This window comes from Streptomyces sp. NPDC058008, assembly GCF_042886395.1.
In the GTDB taxonomy this organism is placed as follows: Bacteria; Actinomycetota; Actinomycetes; order Streptomycetales; family Streptomycetaceae; genus Streptomyces.
Genome location: NZ_JBHVQX010000022.1, coordinates 1 through 25269, shown reverse-complemented (window position 1 = coordinate 25269; position 25269 = coordinate 1). Strand labels below are relative to the sequence as shown.

The window sequence follows — 25269 nt, the reverse complement described above, 5'->3', positions numbered from 1 at the left end:
TCCGATGGTCCAAGGCTGTCCGGTCACGTGCGGAACCCCCCAAGGACTACCCCGGTCCCACCAAGATCTGAGAGGTACACCATGGCTATTTCCTCCGAGCAGGCTTCGTCCAGGGGGACGGAGGTGGCGAGGGACGAACCGGCCGCGGAGACGCCGACCGGAGCGGCGCTGCCGGACCCGAAGCGCTGGATGGCCCTCCTGGTGCTGCTCGTCGCCGCCTTCATGGACATGCTCGACGGCACCATCGCCAACGTGGCCGCCCCGGCCATCCAGCACGGCATCGGCGGCGGATACTCCGTCATCCAGTGGGTGCTGGTCGGCTACCAGCTCAGCTTCGCGCTGCTGCTGATCCTCGGCGGCCGGCTGGGCGACATCTACGGCCGCAAGCGGATGTTCCTCCTCGGCGTCGTCGGCTTCACCGTCGCCTCGCTGGGCGCGGGAATCGCGCAGGAGCCCTGGCAGCTCGTCGCGTCCCGCATGGTCCAGGGCGCCTTCGCCGGCATCATGGTCCCGCAGATCCTCGCCATCATCCACGTCACCTTCTCCGCCAAGGAGCGGGCCGGCGCCTTCGCCATGTACGGCGGCGTCTCCGGTCTGGCCGCGGCGGTCGGCATGGGCGCGGGCGGGCCGCTGGCCGAGTGGGACCTCTTCGGCCTCGACTGGCGCCTGATCTTCCTCATCAACATCCCCGTCGGCATCCTCGGCATGATCTACGCCCCGCGCGTGCTGCGGGAGTCCAAGGCGCCGCACGCCCTGAAGCTCGACGTCAGGGGCGTCGTCCTGGCCACCGCCGGCCTGCTCCTGCTGATCTTCCCGCTGCTCCAGGGCCGCGAGATGGGCTGGCCGGTCGGCGGCTTCGTGTCGATGGCCGCGTCGGTGCCGGTGCTCGCCGCCTTCATCCTGTGGCAGAAGAAGAAGACCCGCCTGGACAACTCACCGCTCGTGGAGCTGGCGCTCTTCCGCATCCGCAGCTTCTCCTCCGGGCTCGGCGTCAACCTGGCCTTCTACATCGGCATGGGCATGTTCAACATCGGCTGGACCGTCTACATGCAGGTCGGCCTCGGCTGGTCGCCGATGCGGGCGGGCCTCACCAGCCTCCCGTTCTGCATCGGTGCCTTCCTCACCTCCTCGGCGGCCATGGTCGTCCTGGTGCCCAAGTTCGGCCGCAAGGTCCTGCAGAGCGGCGCGGTCGTCGCCGCGGCCGGAGCCCTCAGCTTCCTGTGGGCGGCCGGCGAGTACGGCAGCGGCATCAGCTCCTGGCAGCTCGTGGTGCCGATGCTCCTGGTCGGCCTCGGCTTCGGCCTCATCGCGGCGCCGCTGCCGCAGATCGTGATCTCCGAGGTGCCGCAGAAGGACGCCGGCTCCGCCTCCGGCATCGTCCACACCAACGCCCAGCTCGGCTTCGCCGTCGGCGGCGCCCTGGTCAGCGTCGTCTTCTTCGCCGGACTCGTGGGCAACACGGGCACCGCGATCGACGACCAGGCCGCCGCGCTGCGCAAGGACCTCGTCGCCACCGCCCAGCTCACCCCGGGCGACGCGGACGCCACCGTCGCGGCGTACCGCACCTGCGCGGTCGACCGGGTGGACGAGAAGGACCCGTCCGTCGTCCCGGAGAGCTGCACCGTGCCCGCGCTCCGCAACCAGCAGGCGGCCCCGGTCCTGGCCGGCTACTCCAAGGACGCCACCGGCACCTCCTTCGCCGGAAGCCTTCAGACCACCCTGTGGGTCTTCGGCGGGATCATCGCCCTCGCCTTCCTCCTGATGTTCGCGATCCCGCGGCAGATGAGGCTGGAAGCCCCCGAGGACGAGGACGAGCCCGGCAAGGCCACCGAGGCGGCACCGGCCACCTGACCGCGCACCACCCCGCTACACCCGCTCATGGTGCGGCGGGAGCGGACGGCCCCGGCCGCCCGCTCCCGCCGCACCGTCGTGTGCCCGGTCCATCACCGCTCCAGCCTTTCTCCGGCCCCCCGCCGGACCGTGGGGGGAGTATCCCGACAGCAGCCGGCCGGCGCCGGCGCACACACGACAAGGGAGGGGCGATGGCCGAGCAGAGCTTCCAGCTCTACGACACGACCCTGCGTGACGGCACTCAGCAGGAAGGCATGGTGCTGACGGTCGAGGACAAGCTCGCCGTCGCACGGCGGCTCGACGACCTCGGGGTGGGCTTCATCGAGGGGGGCTGGCCCGGGGCCGTGCCCAAGGACACCGAGTTCTTCCGCCGCGCCCGCACCGAACTCGACCTGAAGCACGCCGTGCTCGCCGCGTTCGGCGCCACCCGCAGGCCCGGCGTACCCGCCCCCCTGGACCCGCAGGTGGGGGCCCTGCTGGCGGCGGAGACCCCGGTGGTGACCCTGGTCGCCAAGAGCCACACCGGACATGTGCGCCACGCGCTGCGCACCACGCTCGCCGAGAACCTCTCCATGATCAGCGGGACGGTGCGCCACCTGGTGCACGCCGGCCGACGGGTGTTCGTCGACGCCGAGCACTACTTCGACGGCTACCAGCTCAACCGCGAGTACGCGCTGGCCGTGGTCCGCGCCGCCGCGGAGGCCGGCGCCGAGACCGTCGTCCTGTGCGACACCAACGGCGGCTCGCTGCCCGACGAGGTACGGGCCGTCGTCGCCGAGACCCTCGCCCTGACCGGGGTCCAGCTCGGCATCCACTGCCACAACGACACCGGCTGCGCCGTCGCCAACACCATGGCCGCGGTGGACGCCGGGGCCGTCCAGGCGCAGGGCACCGCGCACGGCTACGGCGAACGGTGCGGCAACGCCGACCTGTTCACCGTCATCGCGAACCTGGTGCTCAAGCGGGGCCGCGAGGTCGTACCGCTGGAGAAGCTGAGGGACCTGGCCGCCACCGGCCGGGCCGTCACCGAACTGACCCAGGTGGCGGGCGACCCGGCCGCGCCGTACATCGGCGGCTCCGCCTTCACCCACAAGGCCGGACTGCACGCCTCCGCCCTGCGGGTCGACCCCGACCTCTACCAGCACACCACCCCCGAGCTGGTCGGCAACAGCATGCGCACCCTCGTCTCCGACATGGGCGGACGCTCGTCGATCGAGCTCAAGGCGCGCGAGCTGGGGTACGACCTGGAAGCGGGCTCCGACGAGGTGGCCCGCGCCGCGACCCGGGTGAAGGACCTGGAGAACAGCGGCTACAGCTTCGAGTCCGCCGACGCCTCGTTCGAGCTGCTGCTGCGCGAGGAGCTCACCGGCGGCCCCGCCCCCCGCCCCTTCGAGGTCGAGTCCTGGTCCGTGGGGGTGTCCGGGGCGCTCGGCGGCGAGGTCCGCACCGAGGCCGCCGTACGGCTCCTCGTGCAGGGCCGCAGCGTCACCGCGACCGGGCACGGCAACGGTCCCGTCAACGCGCTCGACACCGCGCTGCACACCGCACTCGACCCCTGCTTCCCGGCCCTGGCCAGGCTCGAACTGATCGACTACCGGGTGCGGGTGCTCAGCGGCGAGACCGGCAGCGGCGCCGCCGCCCGGGTGCTCATCTCCTACCGCGACGGGGAGCGGCGCTGGGGCACCGTCGGCGTGGACGGCAACACCACCGCGGCCAGCTGGCAGGCGCTCCTGGACGCCGTCCACTACGTCCTGCTCGACGGACCGCCCGGCCTGGTCCACGACACCCCGCCGCTCGCCGCCGCGACGAGCTGAGAGTCCCGACCTTCCTTGGAGTGACAGTGCGTCTGGAAGACGTCTACATACGGGGGACCTCCACACGGCTTCCCTCCCGCATCCCGGTGGCCGACGCGGTCGCCTCCGGGGCGTGCCCGCCCCGGGTGGCGGCGGGCGCCGACATGGACTCGGTGGCGTACTCGCCCCACGAGTCGGCCGCCGAGATGGCCGCGACCGCCGCGCGGACCGCCCTGGAGCGGGCCGGCACCCACGGCGGCGAGGTCGGCCTGCTGCTGCACGCGGACACCTACCACCAGGGCCAGGACCTGTGGCCCGTCGCCTCCTACATCCAGCGCGAGGCACTGGGCAACACCTGCCAGGCGATCGAGATCCGGCAGATGTCCAACGGCGGCCTCGCCGCCCTCGACCTGGCCACCGCCTACCTCGCCGCGGGCCACGGGCACGGCGACGCCCTGCTCACCACGGCCGACCGGTTCTGCGCCCCCGGCATCGACCGCTGGAACACCGACCCCGGCACCCCGTACGCCGACGGGGCCACCTCGCTCGTGCTCTCCCGGCGCGGCGGCTTCGCCCGGCTGGTCTCGCTCGCCCTGCACGCCGACCCCGAGCTGGAACCGCTGCACCGCGGCGACGACCCCTTCACCACGGCACCGTTCGGCCACCGCATGCCCGTGGACTTCGAGGCCGCGAAGCGGTCCTTCGTCGGCCGCGCCGGGATCTCCTACGCCATCACCCGCGCCCACAGCGGCCAGCAGACGGTCATCAAGCAGGCCCTGGCCGACGCCGGCAGCGAACTCGGCGAGGCCGACTGGGTGGTGCTGCCGCATTTCGGCCGACGCCGCCTGAACTCCATCTACTACAAGCCGTTCGGCATCGATCCCGCCCGCACCACCTGGGAGTTCAGCCGCACGGTCGGACACCTCGGCGCGGGCGACCAGTTCGCCGGCCTGGACCACCTGATGGTCTCCGGCCGGGCGGCGCCCGGCGACCGGTGCGTCCTGGTCAGCGTCGGCGCCGGATACAGCTGGGGCTGCGCCGTCCTGGACATCCTCGAACGACCCGGCTGGGCCGCCGCCGCCTAGGCGGCGGGTCCACCGGTTCTCCAGTTCCGCTTGAGCACTTCATGTCAGCCTTGTGATCCGCCTTGCCGCGGACTGTCGAAGGGAAGGTCTGCCGTGGCGCCGACCGCTACGTCCGAAACCGAAGCACTCCATGTCACGGAGCACTCCATCACCGTGGGGGCCTCGCCCGCCGCCGTGTACGCGCTGGTGGCCGATGTCGCCGAGTGGCCCCAGGTGTTCGGCCCCACCGTCCACGTCGAGGTGCTGGAGGAGGCCCCGGCCGACGGGGGCGAGCAGCTCCTGCGCATCTGGGCCGTCGCCGGTGACAAGGTCCGCACCTGGACCTCGCGCCGGGTCCTGGACCCCGCCGCCCGCACCATCACCTTCCGCCAGGTCGTCACGGCCGCGCCCGTCGCCTCGATGGGCGGCGAGTGGCGCGTCCAGGCGCTGGAGGACGGCGGCAGCCGCGTCACGCTGCTGCACGACTACCGCGCCGTGGACGACGACCCGGCCGCGGAGGAGCTGATCGAGAACGCCGTCGACAGCAACAGCCGGGCCGAGCTCCTGGCCCTCAAGAACACGGCGGAGCAGGGCGACGCCCGCGAGGAGCTCCACTTCACCTTCAGCGACTCCGCGACCGTGTTCGGCGCGGCCGGCGACGTGTTCGCCTTCCTGGACCGCGCCGACCTGTGGCCCGAGCGGCTGCCGCACGTGGCCCGCCTGGACCTCACCGAGGACGAGCCGGGCATCCAGCACATGGACATGGACACCCGCAGCCCCGACGGCTCCACGCACAACACCACCTCGGTCCGGGTCTGCTTCGAGGACCGCGCCGTCATCGTCTACAAGCAGATCCGGGTGCCGGTCGCGATGGCCGGCCACACGGGCCGCTGGGTGATCGAGTCGCTCGGCGACGGCACGGTCAGGGCCACCTCGTGGCACACCGTGACCCTGGACCCGGCGGGCGTACGCGCCGCGCTGGGCCCGCAGGCCACCCTCGCCGAGGCGCGCGCCCTGGTGCGCAGGTCACTCGGTACCAACAGCTCCACCACGTTGCGTCATGCCAAGCAGTTCGCGGAGGAAGCGCGTGCACAGTCGTAGTCAGGACACCCCCGTCACCGTGGTCAACCGCTTCGAGGTGAAGGGCGACACCGAGAGGTTCGAGCGTGAGTTCAGGGATCACTCCCAGTACCTGCGCAGACGCCGGGGCTTCGACTTCCTGGTGACCGTCCAGCTCGTCGAACGCCCGGAGGTCTTCGTGCACTTCGGGCACTGGCGGACCATGCGGGGCTTCCTCGACACCGTCCACGACGCGACCTTCCAGGCCCACGTCAAACAGCTCGGCCCGATGGCCGACACCGAGGTGGACCAGGCCGTCAGCGTGGCGCGGGAACTGAACGAGAACGCCGTGTCCGGGGCGGAGAACGTGGTCCTGACCCGGGCCCGGATCTACCGCGACCCGTCGCACTTCGAGCGGCTGTACGCGGGGGCGGACGACCACTTCCGGCGGCTCGGCGGCTTCGGCGGCAGCGATCTGCTGCGCTCCACGCTCCGGCCCGACGTGTACACCGGCATCCAGTGGTGGCGGGACTCCGACGCCTGCGAACGCGCCCTGGCCGACGGCGGGTACACCGCGCTGACCCGGCAGATGCGGGAGGGCGCCGACGTCGTCGTGGAACGCACCCGGCACATCGCCTACGAGCGCGTCCTGGGCTGACACCCCCGCGCCGGACCGCCTCCACCCGCGCCGGAGCCGAGGGCCACCAGGTCCTCGGCTCCGGCGCTTCCCGGGCACGAGCCCGCTTCGAGCAGGTGGGAGCACGCTGTCGTCATGGCGAATCCGATGCGCATCACCGTGCTCCGCGGCCGGCCCGACGACGCCGAGCTCGCGGCCGTGACCGCCGTGCTGCTCGCCCTGGTCCGCCGCTCCGGCGAACCGGACGAGGAGACCAGGGCGGCCTACGCCGGATGGACCGTCAAACGCGGCGGCTACCGGCCCCCGGTCACCTGGACCGCACCGTGAACCGCCGTGCGCCGCACATCCACGGGCGAGGTCGAGGACCCCTCAAGGGCGCCCCCCTACCTTGCCGACAGCAGAGCCGGCCGTGGCCCGTCCCAGGGGACGGCACCACGACACGGGAGGGGGAGGCGTGAGAGGTCACGGGACTTTTACGGAACACCTGCAGGCCCAGGCGGCCGCGACGCCGGACCGGGAGGCGCTGATCCTCCTCACCGAGCACGAGGGGAGCCTGCGTCCCCGGACGATCGCCTACGCGGAACTCGACCGCGCGGCCCGCACCCTGGCGACCGTGCTGCGCCGCCACGCGCGGCCCGGCGAGCGGGTGATCGTCGCGCACCGCTCGCGCGCGCTGTTCGTCACCGGTTTCCTCGCCTGCCTGTACGCGGGAGCCGTCGCCGTGCCCGTCGCCCCGCCCGGCGGCCGCGGCCACCACGACGAGCGGGTCGCCGGCATCGTCAAGGAGTCCGCCGCGGTCTGCGTGCTCACCTCCACCGAGGAGGCCGCAGAGGTCTCCCAGCTGCTCGCCCGCACCGGCCACGGCGGCGTGGTCTGCCTGCTGGCGGACGGGCCCGCCGCCGTCGCCCCGCCCGAGCCCTGGCAGCCCTTCGTCCCCGAACCGGACACGGTCGCCTACCTCCAGTACACCTCCGGCTCCACCCGCGACCCCCGCGGGGTGACCGTCACCCACCGCAGCCTGCTCGCCAACCAGCGGGCCATCCGGGAGGCCCTCGGCACCAGGCCCGGCATCAGGATGGGCGGCTGGCTGCCGCTCCACCACGACATGGGACTCGTCGGCCAGCTCCTGCACGCCCTGTGGCTCGGCGGCACCGCCGTGCTCATGTCGCCCGCCGCGTTCGTCAAGCGTCCCGCGAACTGGCTGGAGGCCGTCTCGCGCTACGGGCTCACGGTCAGCGGCGCCCCCGACTTCGCGTACGAGATGTGCGTGCGCAGGATCAACGACTCGCAGCTCGCGGGCCTGGACCTGTCGCGCTGGGAGGTCGCCGTCAACGGCGGCGAGCCCATCGACCCCGCCACCCTGGAGGCGTTCGCCGAGCGCTTCGCCCCGGCCGGACTGCGCCCCGGGGCCCTGGCGCCCTGCTACGGCCTGGCCGAGGCGACCCTCCTCGTCTCCGGGACCCGCACCGCCCCGGCCACCGCCGCCCGCACCGTCGACGCGGCCGCGCTGGAGGCCGGGCGCCTCACCGCCCCCAGCGGACCCGGCCGCACCCTCGCGCACTGCGGTCCCGCCGCGTCCGCCGAACTGCGCATCGTCGACCCGGAGACCCGGCGCGAACTCCCCGAGGGCCGGATCGGGGAGATCTGGGTCCGCGGCGAGAGCGTGGGGCCCGGCTACTGGGCCCGCCCCGCCGAGACGGCGGCGGCGTTCGACTGCCGCATCGACGGCGGCGGGGGCGGCTACCTCCGCACCGGTGACCTCGGCGCCCTGGACGACGGCCTGCTGCACGTCACCGGCCGGCTGAAGGACATGATCGTCATCGCCGGGCGCAACCTCTACCCGCAGGACCTGGAACGCACGGTGCAGCAGGTCAGCGGCCTCTTCGGGGCCGCCACGGCCTTCGCCGTGCCCGGTGCCCGCGAACGCGTCGTCATCGTCCAGGAACTCCGTGCCCGCAGCCGGTACGACATCGACCTGGCGGCCCTCGCGGCAGCGGTCCAGCAGCGCCTGGGCGAGGAGTACGAGATCCGGACCGCCGGGGTCCTGCTCGTGCGCCCCGGCACGGTGCGCCGGACGACGAGCGGCAAGGTCGAGCGCGCGGCCATGCGCCGGCTGTTCCTGCGCGGCGAACTCACGCCGCTGCACCAGCGGATCGACCCCGAGGTCGAACTGCTGCTGGCCGCGGGGAGGCCGCGATGACCACGGCCGAGGACCGGATCGACACCCTGGAGCGGGCGTTCGGCCCCCTCGACGACCCGGCGAACCCGCTCGGCACCGCCGCCCTGCTCGCCGCCGACGCCGGGGGAGAGGTACTGGCCGAGGCCGAACAGGTGCTGGACGCGTTCGACCTCAACGCCGAGTTCGTGCCCGCCGACGTGGGCGGCCGGCTGGAGCGGATGGACGTACTCGGCCGGATCCTGCGCCCCGTCTTCCGCCGGGACGCCTCGCTCGGCTTCGGCTACGGGCTCAACTGCTTCTTCGCCACCACCCCGGTGTGGACCGCGGGCGACCCCGAACAGCGACGGCACGCCGCCCGGCTGCTCCTGGCCGGGCGGCGCGTCGCCGTCGCCCGGCACGAGGTCGCCCACGGCAACGACTTCGTCCGCGACGAGTTCACCGCGCGCACCGTCCCCGGCGGCCTGGTCCTCGACGGCAGCAAGTCCGCCATCGCCAACGCCTCCCGCGCCACCGGCCTCGTCATCTTCGCCCGCACGGAGGGGGCCGCGCGCGGGCGCAGCCACACGGTGCTGCTCCTGGACCGCGACGAACTGCCGGCCGACCGGGTCGAGGACCTCGCCCGCCGCACCACCACGGGCATGCGCAGCGCGGAGTTCGGCGGTCTGCGGATCACCGGCTGCCCCGTGCCCGACAGCGCGGTGCTCGGAGAGGTCGGCGACGGCTACGAGCTGTCGCTGCGCTCCTCGCTGCTCATCCGGGGGCTGATCCCCTCCATCGTGCTGGCCGGCGCGGACACCGCGCTGCGCACCGTCGCCCGCTTCGCCGACCGGCCACGGGAGGACGGCCGTTCGTCCCTGGACGTGCAGCACGTGCGCGACGTGCTCACCGGCGGCTTCCTCGACCTGCTGGTCATCGACTGCCTCGCCCTGGTCGCGACCAGGGCGCTGCACCTGCTGCCCCGGCAGATGAGCGCCTACGCGGCGGCCGCCGCCTACCTGGCGCCCAAGCTGGTGGCCGAGAGCATGGACGAGATGTCGTCGGTGCTCGGCGAGGAGACGTTCGCCGAGGACGGGGCGTACGGGATGTTCCAGAAGCAGCGCCGCGACCTGCCCGTCACCTCGCTGGGCCACGCGGGCAGCGCCGGCCGGCAGGTCAGCATCCTGCCCCAGCTCCCGTACTTCGCACGGCACGCCTGGTTCGCGGATCCCGAACCACCGCCCGGACTGTTCCGCCCGCACGACCCGCTGCCGCCGCTCGACCTGTCCCAGCCCGTCCTGCTCGGGGACGGCGACCCGCTCGCGGCGACCCTGGTCGCCTGCACGGACCTGCTCGAAGCGGCCGGGGGACGGGGCGGTGACGGGGAGGGCGGCCCCACCCTGCGCTTCCTGGCCCGCGCGCTCACGGGGGAGCTCGCGGACCTGAAGAAGGCGTTCGAGAAGGTGCCGCAGGGCGACCGGGAGGCCCTCTCCAGCCCCTACAGCTTCGGCCTCGCGGACCGCTACACCCTGGTGCTCGCCGGAGCGGCCGCGCTCGGCGTGTGGCGCCAGCAGCGGCACGAGCCCCCCGGCCGCGCCGACGCCTTCCTGGCCGCCCCCGCCTGGGCCACCGCGGTGCTCTACCGGCTGGTCGGACGGCTCGGGCTGCCGCTGCCCGACCGCCCGGCCGACTGCGAGCGCCTCGCGCTGGACGAGGTCATGGCCAGGCTGCACAACCGCCGCAGCTACGACCTCTACCGCTCACCGCTGGCCTGACACCCCGGGCAGCCCCCCCGTACCCCCGACCGCCCCCGGGCGCCCCCCGCCCCAGAGCCCGACAGGGAGCAGACACATGCAGGACCAACCGCCCCGCGCGCAGGACGACTTCGCCGTGGCCCACCGGGAGTGGCTGCGCGAACGGGTCGCGCACTTCCTCGGCCGCCCGGTGGAGGACTCCGCCTCGCTGGCCGAGGAGGGCCTCGACTCGGTGGCCGCCCTCAGTCTCTACGGCGACATCGAGGAGGAGTTCGGCCCGCTCGTCGAGCCCGCCGACATCTGGGCCTACCCCACCGTGCGCCAGCTCGCCGACTTCCTCGCCATGCGCGACACGAACCAGCGCGAGAGCAAGGTCCGCGCCGCGTTCGTCTTCACCGGCCAGGGCTCCCAGCACCCGGGGATGACCTCCGGGCTCTACCTGAACTCCACCGGCTACCGCACCTTCCTCGACGAGGCCGACGCCGCGATCACCCCGTGGACCAGGCAGTCCATCGTGAAGCTGATCCTCGCCGACGACCCCGCCGTCCACCGCACCGCGCTGACCCAGCCCGCCCTGTTCGCCGTCGAGTACGCCCTGGCCCGGACCCTGGAGGAGGCCGGGGTGCGCCCCGTGGCCGTACTCGGCCACGGCATCGGGGAGTTCGCGGCGGCCACCGTCGCCGGGGCGCTGACCCTGGCCGACGCCGCGAAGCTGGTGTCGATGCGCGGCGCCTTCATGCAGTACCTGCCTCCGGGCGGCGGCATGATGGCCCTCTACGTCACCCCGTACGAGGCCGCCGAACTCGTCGCCACCGAACCCGAGGTGGGCATCAGCGCCATCAACGCGGCGAAGGCGATCGTGCTCTCCGGCGACCGCGCCGCCCTGGAGCGCATCGAGGCCCGGATCGGCGAGCGCGGCATCCGCTGCCGCCACCTGGCCGTGTCGCACGCCTTCCACTCCCCGCTGATGGCGCCCGTGGTGCCCAAGTTCGAAGCGGTCGTACGGCGGGTGCCCGGCGGCGCCGCCCGGGTGCCGTTCTACTCCACGGTGTACGGCCGGCTGGCCACCGAGCCGCTCTACGCCCCCTACTGGACCGAACAGATCACCGCCCCCGTCCGGTTCGCCGACGCCGCCCGCAGCCTGCTCGCGCAGCAGGTGCCCACGCACGTCGTCGAGATCGGGCCGCAGGCCGTGCTCACGCCGTACCTGCGGCGGATGGGCGGGGGGTTGCGCGGCCCCGTCTGCCTGCCCGTGTGCCAGGGGCCGGCGAGTGATGCCGTGGACCTGGCAGGGGTGATCTCCGCCCTCGACGCCGGGCCGCTGGCCGCGGCCCTCTCCGGAGCCTGAGGTGAGGGCACGGGTCGGGCGCCCGCTGCTCGCCGAAGGCCCCGGGGCCCCCTGGGACGGTGTCCACGGCGAGCTGTCCCGCACCGGAAGCGTCGTGGTGTACGCGACGATGCCCGCCTGGCGTCCGCGCGGGGACACGGACGAGGAGCTGCGCCGGCGGCTGGGGCGGGACTGGCGCCGCTACGAGAAGCTCACCCAGCCCCGGATGCGCGAGAGGTTCGTCGCCTCCCGGCTGTTCCTCCGGCACGCCGCGGCGGCGGTCCTGCGCACCGGTCCCGACCTGGTGGACCTGGCGTACCAGCCGGGCGGGCGGCCGTACGTGCGGGGCTGCGACCAGATCGACGTCAGCCTCAGCCACACCGAGGAGATGATGGTCGTCGGCATCACCCGCAGGGGGCGCATCGGCGTCGACGTGGAGCGCGCCGACCGCCGGCTCGCGCACACCGGCTCCGAACGCCAGGCGTGCACCCCGTACGAGAAGGGGCGGCTGGACGCCGCGGACGACGCGGCGCGCAACGACACCCTGGTGCGGCTGTGGACGCTCAAGGAGGCGTACAGCAAGGCGCTCGGGCAGGGACTCCGGTTCCGGTTCACCGAGTTCGGCTTCGCGCTGGACGGCGACCGCGGTGGTGACGGCACCCGGCTGGTCCGGCCGGACGGCTCGCCCGTCCCGGGCTCGGAGTGGCAGTTCGGCACGTTCCGGGCGGGGGAGGGGTACGTCGTGAGCGTGGCGGTCTGCGACACCGGGTTCGGCGAGCTGGCCGACCTGTCGGTCGGGACCACCCTGGACGACGGCATGCTCGACACCCTGCTGGGAGCACCCGGCGCGGGCCCCGGGCCCGGGCGGGCGGGGTCAGGGGAGCCAGCCGGCTTCCTCGGCGATCCTGATCGCGTCGATGCGGTTGCGCGCGCCCAGCTTGCCGACGATGGCCGTGAGGTAGTTGCGGACGGTGCCCTTGGACAGGTACAGGCAGCCGGCGATCTCGGCGGCGTCGGCGCCGCGGGTCGCGAGCCGTAGCACCTCCAGCTCCCTGGGGGACAGCGGGTTCTCCGGGGAGTCCCAGGCGGTCAGGGCGAGCTGGGGGTCCACGACCCGGCGCCCGGTCGCCACCGACCGTACGGCGAGGGCGAGCTGGTCCGGCGGCGAGTCCTTGAGCAGGAAGCCCGAGACGTGGGCGGTCAGGGCGCGCCGCAGGGTGCCCGGCCGCCCGAGGCTGGTCAGGATCAGGGTGCGGCAGCTGGGCAGCTGCTCGTGGAGCTCGGCCGCGGCCGTCAGTCCGTCGATGCCGGGCAGATCGATGTCGATCACCGCCACGTCCGGCTTGGACGCGAGGGCCGTCTCCACGATCGTGTCGCCGCGGTCCACCGCGGCGACCACATGCAGATCCGGTTCCAGCTGGAGCAGAGCCACCAGCGCGCCTCGGATCATGTGAACATCCTCGGCGAGGAGGATTCTCACGGACAACATCATTACCCCCGGTCAGATGATGTGAAGTCAGGCTACAGCGGATCTCTCCGGGGTCGCGGGATCGAGTACGAGCAGCTCGCCGTCGTGGTTCCGCGGCCTGACCGGTGCCCAGACCTCCAGATGGAACCGGCCGTCGCTCCGGAGTCCCGCGGTCAGCCCCCCGCCGATCGCGGCGAACCGGGTCCTCAGGTTGTCCAGCCCGCTCCCGCCGCCGGCCCGCGCGGAGAAGACGTCGGCGGGTTCGTGCGGGTGGTCGTTGGTCAGACCGAGACGGACCGTTTCTTCGTCGAGCTCGGCCTTGATGCTGCAGATCCGGACCCCGCTGTGCCGCAGGATGTTGGTCACCCCTTCGCGCAGCGCGGTGGCGAGGACCGTGTCGACGACCGGGTGCAGCCGGCCGCACTCCACCGTGACGTCCGCCCGGATGTCCGCGGCGGCGAGCACGGTCCCCGCCGACTCCGCCTCCTCGGACAGCGACATGTCGCGGTACCCGCTGGACACCAGCCGGACGTCGGCCAGCGCCTGGCGGGCCACCCGCAGCACCGAGGCGGTCTCCTCGCGGGCCTTGTCCGGACGGCTGCTGATCAGCCGGTGGATCAGTTCCCCCTTGAGCGTGATGGCGGAGAGGCTGTAGCCGAGCAGGTCGTGCAGGTCACGGGCGAACCGCAGCCGCTCCTGCGTCACCGCCATCCGGGCCAGTTCCTCCCGGGTGGCGTGCACCTCGTGCACCAGGTCGGTGAGACGGGTCAGGCCGTAGATGACGAGACCCGTCAGGATGCCGGCGATGGTGAAGTACAGCACCAGGTCGATGGTCGCCCCGGCCAGCAGGTTGTACGTGGGGATGAAGGCGATCAGCAGCCCGTAGCTGGGCCAGGCCCAGCGCGCCGGGAGGGTGAGCAGCAGGGAGGCGGCGAGTGGCCCCTCCATGCTGCCCCAGTTGGTGCCGAACCAGACGAGCGGTGTGAAGGTGAGCACCGCCTGCGCGCTCAGCACGAGCACTTTCCAGCCGGTGGGCCAGCGGCGGGCTTGCGGTGAGGAGACGGCGAACTGTACGCCGAACACCATCAGGACCAGGGTGACGCAGACGACGAGCTGGGTCGTGCCGGGACGGGTCCGCACCACGTTGAGCACCGTCATGGTGCCGTAGCAGACGAGGGCGACCACGATGATCGCGCGGGCCAGCCGCGGTGCCGGCGCCTGTGAACGGGGTGAGAACGGAACGACGTTCTGTTGTGGCATCGCCGCCTCCTCGCCTGGACCAACAGTGGCGGACGCATGCTATGTCTTCCCGTTGTCCGTGAGCTAGCGGCTGTGAGGGCCGCCGGGAATCAGACGAACAGCGGTACAGGGTTGATTTGTTCGTATGGGAGCGGGCGCTCGAGGCGTCCCAGTTTCACGGGTATGTCGAAAAGGCGGCCCGGGGCGAAACGGGCCCAGAAGTGCCGCATCCCCGGAATGATCACCTTCGCTACGGGAAGTCCCACGTCGGGCCGGGTCTGGTCGAGGACGAGCAGCTCCATTCCGTGACCGCGTACGAGGGTTTCGGCCAACTCGATGTCCTCCCGCAGATCTCCTCGCGCGGTGAAGGAGTAGTGCCCGGGGGTGCGCGGGCTTTCGGCTGGATCCGCGCTGAGGTATGGCTGATTCTTCACCGTCGCACCGCGCCACCAGGAACTCAGGTCGGCTTCCGCGGTGAGGAATTCGGGGGAGTCCTCCTCCGGAGGCAGCAGTTGGGCCATCTCCGTGACCGCTCTGCGCAGTGCCAGACGGGGATCGAAATGAGCCCCGAATCCGAAGGAGATCCCCTCGGCGGTGCGGTCCGTGCGACGGGACACCGCGGCCATCACGGGTATGCCGAAGTCCGCGGTGAGATCGAGGACCCAGACGTCCCGGTGCATGCGCGCGTAGGTCTGCCGGGTCCGGGCCAGCCACGGTTCGTCGAACGCGTCGAGGTCCACCGCGGGCTGCCGTGTGCGGTTGTACCACCACAGGGCGACCGCGTCCCGCTCCACGACCTCCAGGAAGCCCTGGACGACGGCGTCCTCCGGACTGCTGCCCGCCGCGTTGCCGTTGGAGTCGGCCCACGGAGCGGCCGGCACGCCGCCCGGACCGGGCCCGAAGTAGAGCATGGAGGTGGGCAGCAGCCGCTGGGTGCCGGAGGTGAGCGACCAGACCGGGGTCCACTCGGCGGGTGCGTGCGGGTCGAACGGCGGCGGGACCTGCTGGAACCGGGAGTGCCGCGCGTTCCACCGGTCCCGCTCCCGGAACTGCCGGCCGGCGAACAGCTGGCAGGAGTTGGGGTGCAGGGCCGCGTCCCCCAGCCCGGCCAGGGTGTCGAGCACGGTGGGCTCATCGCCCTGGCGGGTGCCGCAGTAACGTTCCAGCGCCTCGCACAGGGCGCCCACCTCGGCCTCCTGCGGCGTCGTCCCCTTGCCGCCGCTCTGCCCGCGCAGCCCACCGCGCAGCCCGGCCAGTGAACGGCTGTCGCCGAGAGCCATGTTGCGCCCGGCGACGTACCGGTTCAGCCCCTCCGGCGAGCCGGGCGCCGGGCGGAGCCCGGAGACGATGCCGGTGACCGGACCGGCCAGGTGCCGGTAGAGCGCGAGCACCGTCTCCGCGCTCTGCGCCCGGTCGTTGCCGCCCACCGTGTGCAGCTTCGGGCTGGATCTCGGTACGAAGGGTCTTCGTACCCGTTCGGGGACGAGCCCCGGATCACCGCACCGGGCGCACTGCGGGCGGCGGCTCACCGGGTGCCTGCTGGTGTGCAGGGTGCGGGTGTCGAGCGTGCAGATGGCCTGCTGGCCCTCGTACCGCATGCCCGCCACCCATTTCGTGGCCTCCAGCACCGCCGTGTGCAGCCCGAGGGCGCGCACGGTGGCGAACGAGGCCTCGGGCACCTGGACCGTGCCCGCGAGCCCCAGGGCGTGCAGGACCGGTGCCCGGGAGGCCCGGTGGCCGCGCAGCCGGTGTGCCAGGCACTCCCAGCAGGCACCCTGCTCCGACCCGAACACCGGGCCCACCCAGGTCTCCACGCCGCTCGGCTTGGCCAGCAGCCAGGGCCGGCCGGACGCCCGGTGCCGGGCGTCGAGCGAGGCCAGCCCGGGGTCCAGGTAGTCGTCGCACAGGACGAGGGAGAGCGCCGCCGGCTCCCCGTCGTCCGTCAGCCGCAGTCCGCCGGCCAGGCACTCCGCCCGGGCCGCCGCCGGGTCGGCCCGGCCCAGGACGACCAGCTCCACCGGCGTCGTACGGAACGACGCGGAGGCGCTCGGCCCGCCGACGCCGGCGTACTCCCAGTACGCCTCCGTGCAGGCGTCGGCGGCCGGGTCGTGATAGCCGATCAGATCGGCGCGGGCGAGCTCCGCGATGATGTGGGCCGCGGTCGCGGGCGGCAGCGTCGCCTCCGCGTCCCGCAGCACGCCGGTCAGGGTGCGGGTGCCGTCCAGCAGGGCCGCGAGTTCCTGAATCTCACGCCCCTGCAAGGCGGTCGTCCCCTGGTCCGACAGCAGGTAGACGGCGTCCCCCTCGATCGCCTCCACCCGCAGGTGCCTCTTGAACCCCACGGGCATCTCGATGCCCGCCCCCCCGGTCATGGTCATGCAAGCGCCGCCCCGGCCTCTTCCCCGGGCAGGGGCGCCATGCCGCTGTAGCACCCGTAGAGGGTGGCGGTGCCCGGCCGGTCCAGGTGGTCGATGACCAGACCCCGGCCGGAGGCGCCGGGCGTGCTGTTCTTGTGGACGTCCCCGTAGACCGGCTCCATCGCGGGCAGGCCGAACTCGGCGAGCACGGAGACCGGGTCGCTCGTGTAACGCTGCGCCAGCTCCGGCTCCAGACCGGCCCGTGCCGTCAGCAGGGCGAGCCGGTGATCGGACGAGAGCGGCCGGGCGGCGGCGGTGCCGGCCGGGGCGTCGGGTGCGGAGATGTGCACGGTGATGTTCATGGAATTCCCCCACGGAGTCCGTGAATACGAGACCGGATGCGTTTCCGTCGTTCACTCGTTTCCCGAGTGCCAGGATTCTGCGTCCCGCCGCGCCGCACCGCACAGTGCGAGGCTCACCACCGGGGCATGACATTTTCATGTGCGCCCTCGTGACCACCTCACTGGGACTCGAACACCACAGGTGTCAGGCTCGGCCCGGACTCCACAAGCCCGTGCCGGTCCGCTCCGGGGCCGGCCGGGCGGAGCACGAGAAGGAGGGGGCACTCATGGAGATCAAAGTCCTGGGACCGCTGGCAGCCCGTGAGAACGGGGTGTCCGTGGTGCCCACCGCAGCCAAGCCGCGCCAGATCCTGTCCCTGCTCGCACTGCAGGCCGACCGGGTCGTGCCCGTGGCGACGCTGATGGAGGAGATCTGGGGCGAGGACATCCCGCGCAGCGCGGCCACCACCCTGCAGACCTACATCCTCCAGCTCCGCCGCAAGATCGCGGCGGCCATCGAGGGGGACCCGTCCCGCCAGGCCAAGGACATCCTCATCACCCAGCACGGCGGCTACCTGCTCCAGGTGCAGCCGGGCCAGGTGGACGCCCACGAGTTCAGCCAGCTCGCCGCCTCGGGGCGGGCCGCGCACGAGGCGGGCGACCACTACGCCGCCTCCGCCCTGCTGGGCCGGGCGCTGGACATGTGGCAGGGCTCCGCACTCGTCGACGTACGCATCGGCACCGTGCTGGAGCTGGAGGTGCTCCGCATGGAGGAGGACCGGATGGCCGCCCTGGAGCGGCGCATCGACGCCGACCTCGTCATCGGCCGGCACACCGAGATAGTGCCCGAACTGCGCGTCCTGGTCGCCCGGCACCCCATGCACGAGAACTTCTGCGCCCAGCTGATGACCGCACTCCACCGCTCGGGCGGTGCCTGGCGGGCGCTGGAGGCCTACCAGCGGCTGCGCGTCACGCTGGTCGACGAGCTCGGACTGGAGCCCTCGGCCCGGTTGCAACGCCTCCACCAGGCCGTCCTCTCCGCGGACCCCGCCCTGGACCTCCCGGTGCCGGCCACCGGCTGACCTGCCGGCGGGAGGCCTCCGGCGGGTCCCGGGGGAGTTCTCCAGCACGTCTCTAGCCGGCGTTCCTACGTTCGGCCGATGACGATCCTCGACGACCTGACGGCCGCACCGGCCGCCCCCGCCGCCCCCGACCTGCGACGCTCCGCCGCCGAACTGCGCCGGCTCAAGGAAGAGGTGAGCCGAGGGCCCGACCCCGCGGCGACCCGGCGGCAGCACGGGAAGAACAAGCTCACCGCCCACGAGCGGCTGGAACTCCTCTTCGACGAGGACACGTTCACCGAGATCGAGCCGCTGCGCCGGCACCGGGCCTCGGGCTTCGGTCTCGAAGCGCGCAAGCCGCACGGCGACGGGGTCGTGATCGGCTGGGGGCTGGTACACGGCCGGACGGTGTTCGCCTACGCGCACGACTTCCGGGTCTTCGCCGGCGCGCTGGGGGAGGCGCACGCCGCGAAGGTGCACAAGGTGATGGACCTCGCCCAGGCCGCCGGAGCACCGCTGGTGAGCCTCAACGACGGGGCGGGCGCCCGCATCCAGGAGGGCGTGACCGCCCTCGCGGGCTACGGCGGGATCTTCCGCCGCAACGTCGCGGCCTCCGGGGTCATCCCGCAGATCAGTGTGATGCTCGGCCCGTGCGCCGGGGGAGCCGCCTACTCGCCGGCCCTCACCGACTACGTCTTCATGGTCCGTGACTCCGCGCAGATGTTCATCACGGGACCCGACGTCGTGCAGGCGGTGACCGGCGAGCGGATCACCCACAACGGCCTCGGCGGCGCCGACGTGCACGCGAGCGTCTCGGGCGTCAGCCACTTCGCGTACGACGACGAGGCGACCTGCCTGGAGGACGTACGGTTCCTCATCGCGCTGCTGCCGTCCAACAACCGTGAGCTGCCGCCCGCGGTGGCCTGCGAGGACCCCGCCGGCCGGCGTACCGACGCGCTCATGGACCTCGTGCCGGCCGACCCGGGGCGCAGCTACGACATCCGCGCGGTGATCGAGGAGATCGTCGACGACGGGGAGACCTTCGAGGTCCACGAGGCGTGGGCGCCCAACATCGTGTGCGCGCTGGCCCGCCTGGACGGCCACCCCGTGGGCATCGTCGCCAACCAGCCGGCCGCCCTGGCCGGGGTGCTGGACATCCACGCCAGCGAGAAGGCCGCCCGTTTCGTCTCGACGTGCGACTCCTTCAACATCCCGCTGGTCACCCTCGTCGACGTGCCCGGCTTCCTGCCCGGCGTCGACCAGGAGCACGACGGCATCATCCGGCACGGCGCCAAGCTCCTGTACGCCTACTGCAACGCGACCGTGCCCCGCATCTCGCTCGTCCTGCGCAAGGCCTACGGCGGCGCCTACATCGTCATGGACTCCCGGTCCATCGGCGCCGACCTCGCCTTCGCCTGGCCGACGAACGAGATCGCCGTGATGGGCGCGGAGGGCGCCGCCAACGTCATCTTCCGTCGGGAGATCGCCGCCTCCGACGACCCGGAGGCGCTGCGGGCGCAGCGCATCGACGAGTACCGGACCGAGCTGATGCACCCCTACTACGCGGCCGAGCGCGGCCTCGTGGACGACGTGATCGAACCCGGCGACACCCGCCGGATCCTCATCCGCTCGCTGGCCATGCTGCGCTCCAAGCACGCCGAAGTGCCGTCCCGAAAGCACGGGAATATCCCTACATAGTGGGGCGATTCACCAGGTCCACGCGCACGCGAGTCCCGGTCGAGGGCACAGACGTTCCATGGCTGCACCGGAAAAGGCGGCCCGCCACGAACGAGCGGCCGACCGGTCCGGCCGGCCGGGGGGTTCCCAACCCGAACCGCCCCGGCCGCCGACACCGCCCCACGATCAGCAGTGACACGGACGAAGGGATCGACAGTGACCCCCACAGTGCCAACCGGCAGGTGCGCACAGCCGCACCAGGCCCCGTCGAAGGCCAGGTAGACCATGCGCAGAGTCGCCATCACCGGCCTGGGCGTCGTGGCCCCCGGTGGGGTCGGTGTCAAGGAGTACTGGGACCTCCTCACGGCGGGCCGCACCGCCACCCGGAGGATCTCCTTCTACGACCCCTCCCCGTTCCGTTCGCAGGTCGCCGCCGAGTGCGACTTCGACCCCCTGGCCGCCGGACTCTCCCACCAGGAGGTCCGCAGACTCGACCGGGCCTCCCAGTTCGCGGTGGTCTCCACCCGGGAAGCCCTCGCCGACAGCGGCCTGGACCTCTCCGCCCTCGACCCGGGCCGCATCGGCACCGCGGTGGGCAGCGCGGTCGGCTGCACCACCAGCCTGGAACGCGAGTACGCGGTCGTCAGCGACGGCGGCCGCAAGTGGAACGTGGACCACGAGTACGCCGTACCCGAGCTCTACCGCCACTTCGTACCCAGCTCCATCGCCGCCGAGGTCGGCCTGGCGGCCGGCGCGGAGGGCCCGGCGGCGGTCGTCTCCACCGGATGCACCTCAGGCCTCGACTCGCTCGGCCACGCGGTGGAACTCATCCGCGAGGGCACCACCGACATCATGATCGCCGGCGCCACCGAGGCCCCGATCTCGCCGATCACCTCGGCCTGCTTCGACGCCATCCACGCCACCACGCCCCGCAACGACACCCCGGAGAGCTCCTGCCGGCCCTTCGACCGGACCCGCAGCGGACTCGTCCTCGGCGAGGGCGCGGCGATCCTGGTCCTGGAGGAGCTGGAGAGCGCGCGGCGGCGCGGCGCCCACATCTACGCCGAGATCGCGGGCTTCGCCTCCCGCTGCAACGCGTACCACATGACCGGACTCAAGCCGGAGGGACTGGAGATGGCCGAGGCCATCGACGCCGCCCTGGTCGAGGCACGCCTCGCTCCGGACACCGTCGGCTACATCAACGCCCACGGCTCGGGCACCAAGATGAACGACCGCCACGAGACCGGCGCGTTCAAGCGCAGCCTCGGGGAGCACGCGTACCGCACCCCGATCAGCTCCATCAAGTCGATGATCGGGCACTCGCTCGGCGCCATCGGCTCCCTGGAGATCGCCGCCTGCGCCCTCGCGATGGAGCACGGCGTCCTGCCGCCCACCGCGAACCTCCACGAGCCCGACCCCGAGCTCGACCTCGACTACATACCGCTGACCGCCCGCGAGAAGAAGACCGACGTGGTCCTCAGCGTGGGCAGCGGCTTCGGCGGATTCCAGAGCGCCATGGTGCTGGCCCGCCCGGAGAGGAGCACCGTATGACCACCGCAGTGGTGACCGGCCTGGGCATCACCGCCCCCAACGGCCTGGGAACCGAGGACTACTGGAAGGCCACGCTGGCCGGCGAGTCCGGCCTCGGTCCCGTCACCCGCTTCGACGCCACCCAGTACCCCTCCCGGATCGCCGGGGAGGTCGCGGACTACGTCGCCGAGGACCACATCCCCAGCAGGCTGATGCCGCAGACCGACCACATGACACGCCTCGCGCTGACGGCGGCCGACTGGGCCCTGGCCGACGCGGGCATCGACACCGCCGAACTGCCGGAGTACGGCATCGGCGTGGTGACCGCCGCGTCCGGCGGAGCCGTCGAGTTCGGGCAGCGCGAACTCCAGAACCTCTGGAGCAAGGGCAAGGAGTACGTCAGCGCCTACCAGTCCTTCGCCTGGTTCTACGCCGTCAACACCGGCCAGATCTCCATCCGGCACAAGCTGCGCGGACCCAGCGGGGTGCTGCTCACCGAACAGGCCGGCGGCATCGACGCCCTCGGCCACGCGCGCCGCCACATCCGCAAGGGCTTCCCCGCCGTCATCTCCGGCGGCGTCGACGCGGCCATCTGCCCCTGGGGCTGGGTACCGCAGATCGCCTCCGGCCTGATGAGCACGGTCGACGACCCGGCCCGCGCCTACCTGCCCTTCTCCGACGACGCCGCCGGATACGTGCCGGGCGAGGGCGGCGCCATCCTCCTCGTCGAGGACGCCGGTTCGGCCCGCACCCGCGGCGCCACCGTCTACGGGGAGGTCGCCGGATACGCCGCCACCCTCGACCCGGCCCCCGGCACCGGGCGCCCGCCCGGCCTGCGCAGGGCCGCCGAGAACGCCCTCGCCGACGCCGGGGTCACCGCCGCCGACATCGACGTCGTCTTCGCCGACGCCGCAGGCGTGCCCGCACTCGACCGGGAGGAGGCCCAGGCCCTCACCGCGCTCTTCGGCGCGAACGGGGTCCCCGTCACCGCACCCAAGACCATGACGGGCCGCCTGCTCGCCGGGGGCGCCGCCCTCGACGCGGCGACCGCCCTGCTCGCCCTGCGCGACGGGGTCATCCCGCCCACCGCCAACGTCACCGCCGCCGCCGCGGGCCACACCATCGACCTGGTGACCGAGGCCCGCGAGGCCGGACTGCGCAACGCGCTCGTCCTCGCCCGCGGCCACGGCGGCTTCAACGCGGCACTCGTCCTGCGCCGCCACGGCTGAACAGCCCCACGGTCCCGGGCACCACGAGCAACCCCCCACGCGCACCCATCCCCGCACCACCCACACGCCCAACCGAGAGGACGGCACCGACCATGAGCACCACGACCGCCACAGTGACCCTGGCCGACCTGACCCGCATGCTGCGCGAGAGCGCCGGCGAGGAGGAGGGCATCGACCTCGACGGTGACGTCATCGACACCCCGTTCATGGAGCTCGGCTACGACTCCCTCGCCCTGCTCCAGGTCATCGGGCAGATCCAGCGCGAGTACGGCATCGAGATCCCCGACGACGCCGTCGTCGACGCCGAGACCCCGGGCGCGCTCCTCGCCCTCATCAACTCCGGTCAGGCGCCCGTCGCCTGAGCCGGTCCCACACGGCCGTCCCGCCTTCCATCCCCCGGGGGCGGGGCGGCCGTCACCGCACCGAGCCACCTCCCGCTGCACCCCTGTCGTCCCCGTACCGCCGCCTACGTACCGAGTGGGGCCGGAGCCGCGGCCCACGAGGAGGGAACCATGTCGCCCACGAACCGGAGTGCGGTGGTCCGCCGGCTGATCGTCAGCCCGGGCTCCGCGCCCCAGCAGCACGTACGGGCCTCGGCCGCCGGCGTATCGGCGGTGCTGCGCGCCTTCGGCCGCTCTCCCGAGGACCTGCCCGCCCGTACCGTCGTCCTCCTCGGCGCGGCCGTCCTCGACCCCGGCATCAGGCCCGAGCACGAGGGCTTCACCGTCCGCACCGCCTCCACCCCCGGCCGCGCGCTGCGCCAGGCCCACCGGGAACTCCACGAGGGAAGCGCCGACCTCGCGCTCGTCGCGGGCTTCGGCGAACCCGACCCCCAGACCATCACCGTGTACGCGGTCAAGCGCGCCGCCGAAGCCGTGGCGGAGGGCGACGCGGTCCTCGGCGTACTCGATGTCACCGCCCCCGGCGACGAGGACACCGCCCCGCCGCTGCGTCCGCTGTACCAGGCCCCGCGCTCCACCGACCCGGACCGCCACCGGCTCATCCTCTGGTCGGGCCGCAACGCCGAGGACGAGGAGCGCGTACGCGGCGAACTCCTGCCGATGCTCAGCGGGGTGCACCGCGAGATCTTCCCCGCCCTGCCCGCCGCGGTGCCGTGCGGCACCGCCCCCGGCCCGGTCCGCGGCGCCGCCGTCTCGGTCTCCGCCCTCGCCTCCCGCGCCGTGCACACGGCACGCACCACCGACGCCTCGCACCCCCGGCCGGTCGCCCTGCTCTTCCCCGGCCAGGGCTCCCAGCACGCCGGGATGGCCGCCGGCCTCTACCGCCGTGAACCCGTCTTCACCGCCGCGGTCGACGCGGCCCTCTCCCACATGGGCGAGGAGGGCCCCCGCATCCGGGCCGACTGGCTCGACCCGGCGCGCGCCTCCATCGCCATCGACGACGTACGCCGCGCCCAGCCCCTCCTGTTCGCGGTCGACTACGCGCTCGGCCGCCTCGTTCTGAGCTGGGGCGTGCGCCCGACGGCCTTCCTCGGCCACAGCGCCGGCGAGCTCGTCGCCGCCACCTTCGCCGGAGTGGTGTCGCTGCGCGACGCGGCCCGGATGGTGTCGGCCCGGGTCCGGGAGGCCGTGAAGATACCGGCCGGCGGCATGCTCGCGGTCGCCGCGAGCGAGGAGCAGCTGCGCCCGTACCTCACCGACGATGTCGGCATCGCCGCCGTCAACGCCAACCAGCAGGTGATGCTGGCCGGTTCGAAGGGCCCGCTCACCGAGGTCGCCGCCCGCCTCAAGGCCGACGGGCACACCGTGGTCACGGTGCCCGCGACCAGCCCCTTCCACTCCCCGGCGATGGCCCCCGCCTCCGACGCGGTGGAGGCCTCCTACCAGGGCCTCCCGCTGCGGGAGCCGAAGCTGCCCCTCTACTCCGGATACACCGGGACCCTGATGAGCCCCGACGAGGCGCGCAGCCCGCGCTTCTGGGCCCGTCAGATCACCGACACGGTCTACTTCCGCAACGCCCTGGACGAACTCCTGGCCGCCGACGACGTCCTGCTCGTCGAGGCGGGTCCCCGCCAGACGCTCACCGCCTTCGCCCGCAGGCACCGCTCGATCCGCCTGGGCGCCGGCGCGGTGACCCCCCTCCTCCCGGCCCGCCCGGGTACCGCGGAGGCCGACCGCCAGTCGGTGCTGACGGCGGCGGCCCGCATCTGGAGCGAGGGCCACGACCTGGACCTGAACGCGGTGTCCCGGCTGTGGACGTGGGGCGAGGAGGAGCCGCGCACGGAACACGGGGCTCCGCGTGCCCGGGCCGGTGCGGAGGTACAGCCCGCATGAAGTACGTGACCAGGGCCCTGCGCGAGGTCTACCACTCGCTGACCGCGACGGGCTGGATCTGGCTGGGCCTGCCCACCATGGGACCGCCGGTACCGATGGTCCCGGCCCGACTGGAGGAACCCCCGGCGGGCCATCCGGAGCGGCTCTGCGCCGACGTCCCGCTGACCCGCACGGAACGTGCCCTTCAGGAACAACTCGTACCATCGATCGGGGAGCGGGAGTGAACGAGATTCACCGTCTGGACCGGGTGGTCATCCGTTTCGCGGGTGACTCGGGTGACGGTATGCAGTTGACGGGCGACCGGTTCACGTCGGAGACGGCGTCGTTCGGGAACGACTTGTCGACGCTGCCCAACTTCCCGGCCGAGATCCGGGCGCCCGCCGGGACACTGCCGGGGGTGTCGTCGTTCCAGCTGCATTTCGCGGACCACGAC

Annotated in this window: 20 protein-coding genes and 2 pseudogenes; 18 read left to right on the top strand and 4 right to left on the bottom strand. The window is 73.0% G+C overall.

Annotated features, from left to right (window positions below; all coding sequences use genetic code 11):
• Positions 1–81 precede the first annotated feature (81 nt).
• The 10 genes and pseudogenes from ACFVS9_RS22425 to ACFVS9_RS22380 all read left to right on the top strand — a co-directional run.
• Positions 82–1851: an MFS transporter gene (locus tag ACFVS9_RS22425; RefSeq protein WP_383118100.1), complete on the top strand. Its 1770-nt coding sequence runs from the start codon at positions 82–84 to the stop codon at positions 1849–1851.
• Positions 1852–2042: 191 nt separating this feature from the next.
• The gene (gene cimA / locus ACFVS9_RS22420; RefSeq protein WP_383118986.1) at positions 2043–3665 is read left to right on the top strand and encodes a citramalate synthase; all 1623 of its coding nucleotides are present in this window, start codon (positions 2043–2045) and stop codon (positions 3663–3665) included.
• Positions 3666–3691: 26 nt separating this feature from the next.
• Positions 3692–4729: a ketoacyl-ACP synthase III family protein gene (locus tag ACFVS9_RS22415; RefSeq protein WP_389934930.1), complete on the top strand. Its 1038-nt coding sequence runs from the start codon at positions 3692–3694 to the stop codon at positions 4727–4729.
• Between the two features lie 93 nt (positions 4730–4822).
• Positions 4823–5809: an aromatase/cyclase gene (locus ACFVS9_RS22410; RefSeq protein WP_383118987.1), complete on the top strand. Its 987-nt coding sequence runs from the start codon at positions 4823–4825 to the stop codon at positions 5807–5809.
• Complete coding sequence (locus ACFVS9_RS22405) at positions 5796–6425, top strand: antibiotic biosynthesis monooxygenase (protein ID WP_383118988.1); 630 nt, start codon at positions 5796–5798, stop codon at positions 6423–6425. The genes ACFVS9_RS22410 and ACFVS9_RS22405 overlap by 14 nt, the downstream gene beginning before the upstream one ends.
• 114 nt (positions 6426–6539) lie before the next feature.
• A complete protein-coding gene (locus tag ACFVS9_RS22400; RefSeq protein WP_383118376.1) occupies positions 6540–6731 on the top strand; it encodes an acyl-CoA carboxylase subunit epsilon in 192 nt (63 codons plus the stop codon).
• Positions 6732–6858: 127 nt separating this feature from the next.
• The gene (locus tag ACFVS9_RS22395; protein ID WP_389934782.1) at positions 6859–8604 is read left to right on the top strand and encodes a fatty acyl-AMP ligase; all 1746 of its coding nucleotides are present in this window, start codon (positions 6859–6861) and stop codon (positions 8602–8604) included.
• On the top strand, positions 8601–10334 hold the full coding sequence (locus tag ACFVS9_RS22390; protein ID WP_383118374.1) for an acyl-CoA dehydrogenase: 1734 nt from the start codon (positions 8601–8603) through the stop codon (positions 10332–10334). The genes ACFVS9_RS22395 and ACFVS9_RS22390 overlap by 4 nt, the downstream gene beginning before the upstream one ends.
• Before the next feature lie 76 nt (positions 10335–10410).
• Positions 10411–11661, top strand: coding sequence for an acyltransferase domain-containing protein (locus ACFVS9_RS22385; RefSeq protein WP_389934779.1), 1251 nt, complete (start codon positions 10411–10413; stop codon positions 11659–11661).
• A 109-nt stretch (positions 11662–11770) separates the two neighbouring features.
• Positions 11771–12379, top strand: a pseudogene (locus ACFVS9_RS22380) (4'-phosphopantetheinyl transferase family protein); the annotation flags it as partial.
• 135 nt (positions 12380–12514) lie between these two features.
• On the opposite strand, the gene ACFVS9_RS22375 reads toward ACFVS9_RS22380, so the two are convergent.
• The 4 genes from ACFVS9_RS22375 to ACFVS9_RS22360 form a co-directional block, all read right to left on the bottom strand.
• Positions 12515–13129, bottom strand: a complete 615-nt coding sequence (locus tag ACFVS9_RS22375) for a DNA-binding response regulator (RefSeq protein ID WP_383118377.1) — start codon at positions 13127–13129, stop codon at positions 12515–12517.
• A 27-nt stretch (positions 13130–13156) separates the two neighbouring features.
• Entirely contained in the window at positions 13157–14368 is a 1212-nt protein-coding gene (locus ACFVS9_RS22370; RefSeq protein WP_383118372.1) for a sensor histidine kinase, read from the bottom strand.
• Positions 14369–14457: 89 nt separating this feature from the next.
• Entirely contained in the window at positions 14458–16725 is a 2268-nt protein-coding gene (locus ACFVS9_RS22365) for a TOMM precursor leader peptide-binding protein (RefSeq protein WP_389934776.1), read from the bottom strand.
• Positions 16722–17066: a hypothetical protein gene (locus ACFVS9_RS22360; protein ID WP_383118370.1), complete on the bottom strand. Its 345-nt coding sequence runs from the start codon at positions 17064–17066 to the stop codon at positions 16722–16724. The genes ACFVS9_RS22365 and ACFVS9_RS22360 overlap by 4 nt, the downstream gene beginning before the upstream one ends.
• A 266-nt stretch (positions 17067–17332) precedes the next feature.
• Here ACFVS9_RS22360 and ACFVS9_RS22355 point away from each other — a divergent pair, with 266 nt between their 5' ends.
• The 8 genes and pseudogenes from ACFVS9_RS22355 to ACFVS9_RS22320 all read left to right on the top strand — a co-directional run.
• Positions 17333–18127, top strand: a complete 795-nt coding sequence (locus ACFVS9_RS22355) for a BTAD domain-containing putative transcriptional regulator (protein WP_383118369.1) — start codon at positions 17333–17335, stop codon at positions 18125–18127.
• A gap of 78 nt (positions 18128–18205) precedes the next feature.
• The gene (locus ACFVS9_RS22350) at positions 18206–19804 is read left to right on the top strand and encodes an acyl-CoA carboxylase subunit beta (protein ID WP_383118368.1); all 1599 of its coding nucleotides are present in this window, start codon (positions 18206–18208) and stop codon (positions 19802–19804) included.
• A 264-nt stretch (positions 19805–20068) separates the two neighbouring features.
• The gene (locus ACFVS9_RS22345) at positions 20069–21334 is read left to right on the top strand and encodes a beta-ketoacyl-[acyl-carrier-protein] synthase family protein (protein WP_389934772.1); all 1266 of its coding nucleotides are present in this window, start codon (positions 20069–20071) and stop codon (positions 21332–21334) included.
• A complete protein-coding gene (locus tag ACFVS9_RS22340) occupies positions 21331–22542 on the top strand; it encodes a ketosynthase chain-length factor (protein WP_389934770.1) in 1212 nt (403 codons plus the stop codon). Before ACFVS9_RS22345 ends, ACFVS9_RS22340 begins: the two co-directional genes overlap by 4 nt.
• A gap of 92 nt (positions 22543–22634) precedes the next feature.
• Entirely contained in the window at positions 22635–22904 is a 270-nt protein-coding gene (locus tag ACFVS9_RS22335; RefSeq protein WP_383118365.1) for an acyl carrier protein, read from the top strand.
• Positions 22905–23054: 150 nt separating this feature from the next.
• Positions 23055–24836, top strand: coding sequence for an acyltransferase domain-containing protein (locus tag ACFVS9_RS22330; RefSeq protein WP_389934767.1), 1782 nt, complete (start codon positions 23055–23057; stop codon positions 24834–24836).
• Complete coding sequence (locus tag ACFVS9_RS22325) at positions 24833–25060, top strand: DUF6059 family protein (RefSeq protein ID WP_383118363.1); 228 nt, start codon at positions 24833–24835, stop codon at positions 25058–25060. Before ACFVS9_RS22330 ends, ACFVS9_RS22325 begins: the two co-directional genes overlap by 4 nt.
• Positions 25039–25269, top strand: a pseudogene (locus ACFVS9_RS22320) (2-oxoglutarate ferredoxin oxidoreductase subunit alpha); the annotation flags it as partial. The gene ACFVS9_RS22325 and the pseudogene ACFVS9_RS22320, both read left to right, overlap by 22 nt.